Consider the following 8,985-nt stretch of genomic DNA (forward strand, 5'->3'; position numbering starts at 1 on the left):
AGAACGATTCTCTAAGGAGTGAATCGGTTCCGTACTATCTGTACTGTCTACGGTTTCGTCGCCTTGTCCTGATTTATTAATCCACTATATCAAAAGGTCGTCTGAAAACCTGATGGGTAAGGTTTTCAGACGACCTTTTTGATGTGAAGGGATTATTTGAAGATGTAGGAATCGGGCATTTCGTCGAAGCTGACGACGCGGCCGCCTTTTTCTTTGGCAAATTTCTCTGCTTGGGCTTTGTCGGCGAAGGGGAGGGCGTCCTCTGCACCCATGCCGCCGATAAAGCCGCTTTCGATGACGTAGTAGGCTTTTTTGCCGTCTATCCATGCGGTGTCGGCATTGGGTTTGCTCCAGTCTTTGACTTTGCCCATGTCGGTAACGTAGATGACGTGGATGCCTTTAGGCTCTTCGGGCAGCTTGGTGTAGCCGAACATCTGCTTGATGGTGGAGAACCAGACGGGGCGGTCGGGTTTGCCGTTGAGGTAGATTTGGGCTTTGGGGCCGTTGTGTTCGGTCAGGTTCATGCTGCAATAGTGCCCCACGGCGCGGTCGCTGATTTGCTGAGGCTCAGGCGGCGGGGTGTCATCCTCTTTGGGACAGGCACTCAGGAGCAGGGCGGCGAGGAGCGCAGGTAAAATCTTTTTCATATTTGTCGCTTTCCAAAAATTCTTGCTGCCAAGATAAGGGGAATAATAACCCATAATATCTGCGCGGTCAGCAATACGGGCATGGTCAGGCTGATTTGTTCGCTCAAACCTGCCATGCCTGCGTACATGGCGGTGTTTTCGTAACCGGTCAGGTTGAGCAGGCGGTAGATGTCGGTGGGGTTGAAAAGGAGGACGGTTTCAACGACGGGGGCGGTAATCGCTTGTTGTGTATCGGCGACGAGGATGCCCAAAAGCGCCATGTCGAAGATGACGACGAAAAACAGCCAAACACCGATGGCGATACCGGCGGCGGTGCCGCGTTCTTTCACTTTCGCGCTGATGAGGTAGCCCATGGACAGGAATGCCGCGCCCAAAATGACGCTGGCGGTAATCAGGAGGGCGAAGGGTTTCCATGCGGCGATGTCGAAGCTGCCGTTGGCGAGTTGGAGCGTGATGCCCGCGATTCCGTAGCCTGCGGTGGTGGCAAGGGCGAGGATGATGAGGTGTCCGATGAATTTTCCGGCAAGGATTTGGTTGCGGGAAACGGGGTAGCTCAACAACAGCGCCATAGTGCCGCGTTCGATTTCGCCGATGAGGGAATCGTAGGAGAGGAGCATGGCGATGAGCGGGATCAGGAAGATGGACAGGCTGGAGAGGCTGACAACGGTTACGGTCAGCGGATCGACTTTAACCGAGCCTGTGGGCGAGCTGCCGAGGAAGCCCAATGAGAGGGCGAGGGCGGCGAGCAGGACGGAGGCGGCGAGTACCCAGCGGTTGCGCAGGCTGTCGCGGACTTCTTTTCCGGTGATAATCCAAACGGGGTTCATACGTCCTCCCTTTTTAAGAATTGTGCGTACATGTCGTCGAGTGTGGGTGTGTGGATGTCGAGGTAGGCGAGGTCGGACAGGTTGCCCAGTTCGCTGAGTAATGCCATGCGTTCTTCAGCCTGACATTGCGCCTGATAGCTGAGGTCGTCTGAAAGCGGCTGCCAGCGTCCGCTTAACGGACGCGGGGATTTGAGGCGGATGTTGACGGTGAGGGGGAGTCCGCTTTGGACGTGCAGCTCGTCCATGCTACCGTCGGCGACTTTGACGCCGTTTTTCATGACGACGATGCGGTCGGCGTGGCCGTCGAGTTCGGCAAGGGCGTGGGTGCTGAGAAGGACGGTGGCGCCGCGTCCGTTGAGTTCGCGCACGACTTCGTAAAACATTTGGCGCGAGGCGGGGTCGAGGCCTGTGGTGGGTTCGTCAAACAGCAATACTTTGGGTTCGCCCAGCAGCGCTTGGGCGAGGGCGAGGCGTTGGCGCATGCCTTTGGAGTAGGTGCCGACGCGGCGGCGGGCGGCTTGGGAAATGCCGACGCGTTCGAGGAGTTCGTGGTTTTTGGTGAGCGGCTGTTTTTTGAGTTTGGCGTAGAAATTGAGGGTTTCGATGCCGCTGAGGGAAGGGTGCAGGGCGACGGTTTCGGGCAGGTAGCCGATTTGGCTGCGCAACTGTGCGCCGGCTTTACTGCCTGTGTGCTCACCCAGCAGCATGACTTCGCCTTCGGTGGGGGTAATCAGCCCAAGTATCAATTTGATGAGCGTGGACTTGCCTGCGCCGTTGTGTCCGGCAAGACCGACACTTTCCCCCGCCTTCAAGACTAAATCGACTTGGTTGACGGCTTTTTGTGCGCCGAAGCGTTTGGTTACGTTTCTCAATTCGACATGGTGTGCGCTCATGAGTGCTTCCTTGTGTGAATGGGTTTCAGACGACGTTGAGGGTCGTCTGAAAAGGGCGTTTTTTGTATGGGGTCGTCTGAAAAAGGGGAGAGGGGTTTCAGACGACGTTTGTGATGGGGCGGTGTTTTCAACTGTTGCCTGCGTTGCGGGTTACACCGTATTTGCGGCGGATGCCCGTCAGTACGGTAATGAGGGGCAAATCTTGCTGCGGCGGGGTTTTAAGGTCGTCTGAAAACTTTTCAGACGACCTTGCGGGGCGTGTTTGCCGGTTCCGCTTAGTTCAATGAGCCGTTTTCGGCATCGCTCCATTCGGACTGATGGGTTTTGGCTTCTTGCAACAGTTGTTCTTTCATGGCTTCGTATTTGGTGGTGGTTTTGTTGCTGCCTGCCTTCATCAGCGGTTTGCTGTCGATCACGCCGCCGGGGAGGATGGCGGGGAACTGCGATTGCGCCCATTTGACGATGCTGATGGCGGGGCTGTTCATCAGGAGGCGGGAAACAGGCGCGCGCCAGATGATTTGGTCGATGATGCCGTTGGGACGGTATGCGCTGTCGCCGAAGCCGTCGCCGTCTAGGTCGAACGCGCTGTTGTCGCTCCAGTAGTTGCCGCGTCCGCCTTCGCCCCAGTCAAGAAAACGTGTGCTGACGTATTTGACTTGGCTTTCGTTGCTGAGAAAGGCGTTGTCGGAAAGGGTCGTGCCTTCGATGGCGGCGGTAAAGTGAATGCCGATTTCGCAGTTTTCAAAATGGTTGGCGACGATTTTGTTGTAGTTGGCGTTGTAGGCGAAAACGCATTTGCCGGCTTTGTTGATGATGTTGTCGTTGATTTCGGAATAGTTGACGTAGTTGAGCATGATGCCTTGGTCGCGGCTGCCGACGGCGATGTTGCCGTGTACTTTGAGGCGGTCGGAGAACATCAAGACGTAGCCCATGTTGTTGCCGACGGAAATGTTGTCGCTGACTTCGCTGTCGTTGGTGTACATGTAGTGAACGGCGAAACGCAGGTCGCTGAAACGGTTGTTTTTGTAGGTGTTGTTTTTGCTGGTGTTGGAGAAAATACCGTCGCGGCCTTTGGAAATGTCGTTGCTGACAACTTGCGCGCCGGGTGCGTTCCAGACGGTTACGCCGTTGCCGCGTTCGTTGACGCGCAGGGTGGAGTCGCCGACGATTTTGTTCTCGCGCACCATGGATTCGGCAGAACCGTGGATATACACGCCGACGGAGTTGTCGAGGATGTTGTTGTGTTCGATTAAGGCACGGGGGGCGGTTTCTTCGAGGTAGATGCCGGCGTCCATGGCGGGCAGGCTCATGCCGGAACGGGTGACGGTGAGGTTACGCAGGGTAACGTCGGGGGCGATGACGGCAATGGTGCGGCCGGTGCGGTCGCCTTCGATTTTGGCGGAGCGGTCGGCAGGGCCTTCGATGGTGATGGGTTTGTCGATAAGCAGTTTAGTTTTGTAAGTGCCGGAGGCGAGCTTGAGCGTATCGCCTGCCTGCGCGCGCGCGATGACTTCGGGGAGGTTGTCGGTAGGGGAAACGTCGATGGTGGCTGCAAAGGTCGTCTGAATCATGCCGCCGAACATAAATGTCAGGACAGCGCGTCGCCATGTTTTGAATTGGGGTGTGTGCATGGAGTTCCTCTGATTCGTGCGGTGTGCGTCGGCACGGTGATGCCTGCCTGTAAGGGCCGTGTTTTTGTTTTATAGCGGAACAGTCTGTTGCGTCCAAACGGTTCTGCTATAAAAGGTCGTCTGAAAACGAGGGCAGCGGGTTTCGCTAAGACCTGAAAGTTTTTTCAGACGACCTTTCCGTTAAGTCAGTGATAAACCGTCAAACCCGATTATCGGGGTTTAACGATCATTTGACCGGACATTTCCATGTGCAGGGCGTGGCAGAACCATTGGCAGTAGTACCAGTGTACGCCCGGACGGACGGCTTTGAAGGTTACCGATTGGGTAGCTTGCGGGCCGATTTCCATGGCGATGCCGTAGCCTTCCAAAGTGAAGCCGTGGGTCAAGTCTTCGATGGTTTCAACGTTGGTCACATATACGGTTACTTCGTCGCCTTGGTTGACTTCGAATTGCGGGATGCTGTACGCAGGTGCAACGGCAGTCATGTATACGCGGACTTTGTTGCCCTCGCGGATGACTTTGGCGGCTTTTTCCAGCTCGACACCGTCTTTTTTCGCCTGTTCTACAGCGTCTTGCCAGAACCATGGGTCTTTGCGGTCCCAGGTTTTTTTCGGGTTGACTTTGGAAGCGGCAACCAGACACAGGTCATGCGGTTCGGCAAAGGTCGGGTTGTCGTGTACCAGGCGCATTTCGTCGCCGGAGATGTCGATCAACTGGTCGCATTCCGGTTTCAGCGGGCCGGCGTTGAGGAAGCGGTCTTTGGAGAATTTGTTCAAAGATACCAGCCATTTGCCGTCGGCTTCCTTGGTTTCGCCCATGGTCGTATGGTTGTGGCCGGGTTGGTAGTGGACGTCGAGTTTTTGTTTGATCGGATCCACTTTTTCGCCTTTGTAGGCTTTGATGGCGTCGTCGATGTTCCATTTGACCATTTGGCTGTCGATAAACAGCGTGGTGTAGGCGTTGCCGCGGCCGTCAAACGCGGTGTGTAAAGGACCGAGACCCAGTTGGGGTTCGGCGACAACCACGTCGCGCTCTTTGATTTTGCCGGCGAACAAATCGTCCAGTTTGCTGACGTCCAATACGGTAACGGTCGGAGACAGTTTGCCGTTGAGCATGATGTATTTGCCGTCAGGGGAAGCGTTACAGCCGTGCGGAGAGTTCGGCACGGGGATGTAGCGGGTGTAAGGGGAATTGGCTTCTGCGCGGCCGTCCAGCATTTTCACACCGTTGACTTCTTTGAAGTCGCCTTTTTTGATGCCTTCTTCGATGGCGGCAAGATTGAAGACTACGCACCAGTCTTGCTCGTTGGAAGAAGCACCTTGTACGGTCAGGGCGCGTTCGGAGTTGTAGCAGGTGGAGAAGGAGTATTTGCCTTGGTAGTCGGCATCGCCGTTGTCCAAGTTGCCATCCACCAATACTTGCCATGCGATGTCCATGGTTTCGCCGTCAATGGCGGTATAAACGGCATTCCAAGTTTTGGCGTCGTTCCAAGTACCCACACCGCTTACCGGTACGATGTGTTCGCCGTTGGCAAAGACATAGCCGGTTTTCGGATAACGTTGCGGACGCAGACCGTGTACACCGGAAACGTTAGGGATTTCGGTGATTTTGTCGGTTTTCATGAAGTCCAGGCGGACGCGGCAAACGCGGTTGTTTGCTTTGTCGTTGGCATACGCGTAGCGGCCGTCGTAAGTTTGGTCGGTAAACGACAAGTGAGGGTGGTGCAAGTCGCCGTTAGGGTAGCAGCGCAGGCCGCTGTCTTTCAGGAACTGGTTGGTTTCCGGCGTATTTTTTTCATTCAAAATACGCAGGCTCTCGTTGGTACGGCCCCAACCGGTCGCGCTGTCCATGTTGAACACGGGGATACGCATCAGTTCGCGCATGGAAGGTACGCCGATCAAGCGCATTTCGCCCGATTGGCCGCCGGAGAGGAAGCCGTAGTATTGGTCGAGTTCGCCCGGACCGACTTCGGAAGTCTGTTTGCCCGGTTCGGCAGAGGCATGAGACTCGGTTTTGGCGGCAGGCGCAGCACCTGAAGCGGCGGCTTTATCGCCACCCTCTTTGGAACAGCCCGCCAAACCCAACAGACCGGCGCCGGCAATACCTGCGCCTGAAACGGCGGCAGTACCTAAGAATGAACGACGGCTTAAGCCGTTTTGTTCTAATTTTTCGTCTGACATACAACACTCCTTGGATAAAATTCGGCAGCCGGCGTTTTCAGACGACCTGCCGATTGAAAAAACGTATTTATGTTTATAAGTGTGGGTACGGTTGACCCGGTATTTCTTTAGGGTTTCAGATTATTCGCCGGCTTTAGGGGCGGTTTCTTTTTTCACAAACTGCACAACCTGCTCCCCAGGCTGCTGTTTTGCAGATGCGGTTTCGGGGTCGGCTTTTGCCGCCGCCTGTTTTTGTTTTTTCTTGTTGGTTGCCACAACTTGCGGGCAACGTGTGTCATGGTGATACATGACTTGGCAGTGCAGGCACTGGATACATTCGTTCGGATGGATGTCGCCTTCCGGTGCAATCGCCTGAACAGGGCATTCGTGCGTACAGATTTGGCAAGGGTTGCCGCACATTTTGTAGCGGCGAAGCCAGTCGAATACGCGGAAGCGGCCGGGTAGGGCGATACCCGCGCCCAATGGGCACAGATAGCGGCAGAAGAAGCGTTCGATGAACAGGCCGGCAACCAAAAGGGTAACGGCAAACGCGACAAACCACCATTCGCGGACGAATTTCAAAATAATCGCCGTTTTAAAAGGTTCTACCTCTGCGAATTTTTCCGCCGTACCCAAATCGTACAGGGAAATTGCCAATAGTGCGAAGAAAATGACGTATTTAATCGCAGTCAGGCGCGTGTGCAGCAGGTGCGGCACGGTAATCTGTTTCACGCCCAATTTTTTGGCGATACGGTTGGTCAACTCTTGCAGCGAACCGAAGGGGCAGAGCCAGCCGCAGAATGTACCGCGGTTCCACAGCAGCATGGTTGCGGCGGTAAACAGCCACAGGATGAACACAATCGGATCCATCAGGAAGAAGTCCCAACGGAATTCGGTCAGGATGGCGGAGAACAGTGTCAGCGTATTGACGACCGACAGTTGCGCCTGAGCGTACCAACCGATATAGAACAGGGTAAATGTCAGGAATACCAGGCGGAAGCGGTCGTACCATTTCTCATAGCGGACAATCCAGTCTTGGAACAGGAAGACCAAAAGCAGGATGGTCAATGCGATGCCGACTACGGCGATTTGTCCCTGTTTCGCTTTCCACACCTGTTTCCAGAGTTGGTTGGATGCACCGTCGTTTGAAGAGGCTTCAGAGGCTTCTTCGGCTATGCCTTTGGTGTCTGAAGCTTGGTCGGCGGCAGGGGCGGCTGCCGGTTCGACTGGCGCGCTGATTTCGACAGGCGGTGCTTTCGGGTCATCGACATAGTAACCTTGAGGCAGCTCGTAATCCAAATCGGCGGTTACGAACGCTTTGTCGTTTACGCTCAGTACGCGTTGAACCATCAACTGCAAACGCCAAGGTTCGGCAGCATCGAATTCCACACCTTCGGGAATCGTAAACCAAGATACTTCTTTAAAGTGGGGCGCACCTTCGGCTGCCAGATCAACCAAGCGTTCGTGTTGCGCGTCGGTGAAGCGGAAGCTGTTTTCGCCTTGAATCATCTCGATACGGTCGAAAATACCGCCGCGGACATAACCCGAACCTTTCCAAGAATAACGGCCTTCACCGGCAACCAAGACAGCTTGTTGACCCGGTTGCAGACGGTTTTGCAGGTTTTTCCAACCTTCCTCGCCCAGCAGGCTTTTGCCGATGGAAGGCTGGCTGACTACGGCAGTGTACAAATCGATAAAGGTATCGTCGCCTGCACCTTGTTCGGCATGTTCGGCAACACCTGCTTTGCCGCCTTTTTCAAACAGCTTGTTGATTTCGTCAACAGTAATGTGCAGATGACCGATGGCTTTTTGTTCCAGCAGCGCATTCCAAGATTGGATATCCTGTTTGTCAGGATTGACAGCGCGGCGAGGCCGGGTTTGAGCCGCAGGAGCGGCAGCCTGTTGCGTATCCGCAGCATTGGCGGAGGCCGTCTGAACGGCTTTGTCAGTACCCAAACCATATTTGCCGGCAACAACTTTGAACGAACGTTGGATACTGTCGTTAATCACCATCAGCGTAACGGTCGCGCCACTGATGATGTCCCCGGGGGCGACGCCCGGAGTAGGTGGATTTTTAATAAAATTCAAACCGATATACTTATTGATGAATTTATCCACACGCGATTGCGGGATACCAATAAGCATAATCGGCTCATGGTGATCGACCAGCTTCGCACCGGCGATCGTTCCGTCGTTGGCCAAAGCCATCATCGTATCAATCGGTTTGCTCGAATAGCCGCGTGTATTGACCACGTCCGTCGTGATATACACCAAACCCAACTGCTCGTCGCCCTTATAAACACGGGCAACCATAGGCTTGCCTTCAGGCTTGCCATAACGGTCTGCACCCGGAAAAATTTCCGAAGGCTGGACTTTTGACAAAAAGTCAGGCAAACGCTCGGCGTAAGCGGGCAGTGTCGAAAACAATAGGACAAATACGGCAAACATCGCCAGCATCGTATTCAAGATGCCTGATGTGTGTTTCGTTTTTAGGCAGGACATGGCTGTTCCCGATTATTCGATACTCTAAACATTAACATTATATGAATCCATTATTTGCAATAATTTGACCTATGTCAAATTTACAAATCTTAAAACCTGGTTTTAACGGTAAGTAATACTTTGTGATTATGTGGGGATGGCTCTATTTTTGTTGCTAATGGAATAGAAAACCAGGTAATTAAATCATTTTGGGTTTTGTGGTGTATTAATATGTTTTTGATATAGGGCAATCGCAATCTGTACATAGCGCAGCTAATGCGGTGCTGATTTGTTTTTCAAGTTGCGGTTTATTGAATATAGTGGATTAACTTTAAATCAGGACAAGG

The 8,985-nt window shown here is 53.9% G+C and carries 7 protein-coding genes; 1 reads left to right on the forward strand and 6 read right to left on the reverse strand.

Translation table 11 applies throughout. From position 1 onward, the window contains the following. Positions 1 to 152 precede the first annotated feature (152 nt). From HMPREF3277_RS01360 to HMPREF3277_RS01370, 3 genes are read right to left on the reverse strand one after another with little or no spacing between them, the layout of a single operon-like run. Complete coding sequence (locus HMPREF3277_RS01360) at positions 153 to 647, reverse strand: nitrous oxide reductase accessory protein NosL (RefSeq protein ID WP_003759050.1); 495 nt, start codon at positions 645 to 647, stop codon at positions 153 to 155. Next, positions 644 to 1,474: an ABC transporter permease gene (locus HMPREF3277_RS01365; RefSeq protein WP_070869812.1), complete on the reverse strand. Its 831-nt coding sequence runs from the start codon at positions 1,472 to 1,474 to the stop codon at positions 644 to 646. The genes HMPREF3277_RS01360 and HMPREF3277_RS01365 overlap by 4 nt, the downstream gene beginning before the upstream one ends. Further along, a complete protein-coding gene (locus HMPREF3277_RS01370; RefSeq protein ID WP_070869813.1) occupies positions 1,471 to 2,367 on the reverse strand; it encodes an ABC transporter ATP-binding protein in 897 nt (298 codons plus the stop codon). Before HMPREF3277_RS01370 ends, HMPREF3277_RS01365 begins: the two co-directional genes overlap by 4 nt. Here HMPREF3277_RS01370 and HMPREF3277_RS01375 point away from each other — a divergent pair. Continuing rightward, positions 2,366 to 2,599: a hypothetical protein gene (locus tag HMPREF3277_RS01375; RefSeq protein ID WP_070869814.1), complete on the forward strand. Its 234-nt coding sequence runs from the start codon at positions 2,366 to 2,368 to the stop codon at positions 2,597 to 2,599. The two genes, HMPREF3277_RS01370 and HMPREF3277_RS01375, sit on opposite strands and share 2 nt — an antisense overlap. Positions 2,600 to 2,642: 43 nt before the next feature. On the opposite strand, the gene HMPREF3277_RS01380 is transcribed toward HMPREF3277_RS01375, so the two are convergent. The 3 genes from HMPREF3277_RS01380 to HMPREF3277_RS01390 all read right to left on the reverse strand — a co-directional run bounded on the left by HMPREF3277_RS01380 (position 2,643) and on the right by HMPREF3277_RS01390 (position 8,614). Next, the gene (locus HMPREF3277_RS01380; RefSeq protein ID WP_036492918.1) at positions 2,643 to 3,998 is read right to left on the reverse strand and encodes a nitrous oxide reductase family maturation protein NosD; all 1,356 of its coding nucleotides are present in this window, start codon (positions 3,996 to 3,998) and stop codon (positions 2,643 to 2,645) included. A 209-nt stretch (positions 3,999 to 4,207) separates the two neighbouring features. After that, complete coding sequence (gene nosZ / locus HMPREF3277_RS01385; protein WP_003759063.1) at positions 4,208 to 6,178, reverse strand: TAT-dependent nitrous-oxide reductase; 1,971 nt, start codon at positions 6,176 to 6,178, stop codon at positions 4,208 to 4,210. A 120-nt stretch (positions 6,179 to 6,298) separates the two neighbouring features. After that, positions 6,299 to 8,614 carry a NosR/NirI family protein gene (locus tag HMPREF3277_RS01390; RefSeq protein WP_196794320.1) on the reverse strand — a complete coding sequence of 772 codons (2,316 nt, stop codon included), beginning with the start codon at positions 8,612 to 8,614 and terminating at the stop codon, positions 6,299 to 6,301. Between the last annotated feature and the right edge of the window lie 371 nt (positions 8,615 to 8,985).

Origin of the sequence: Neisseria sp. HMSC70E02, assembly GCF_001838645.1 — a bacterium.
Lineage (GTDB): Bacteria > Pseudomonadota > Gammaproteobacteria > Burkholderiales > Neisseriaceae > Neisseria > Neisseria macacae.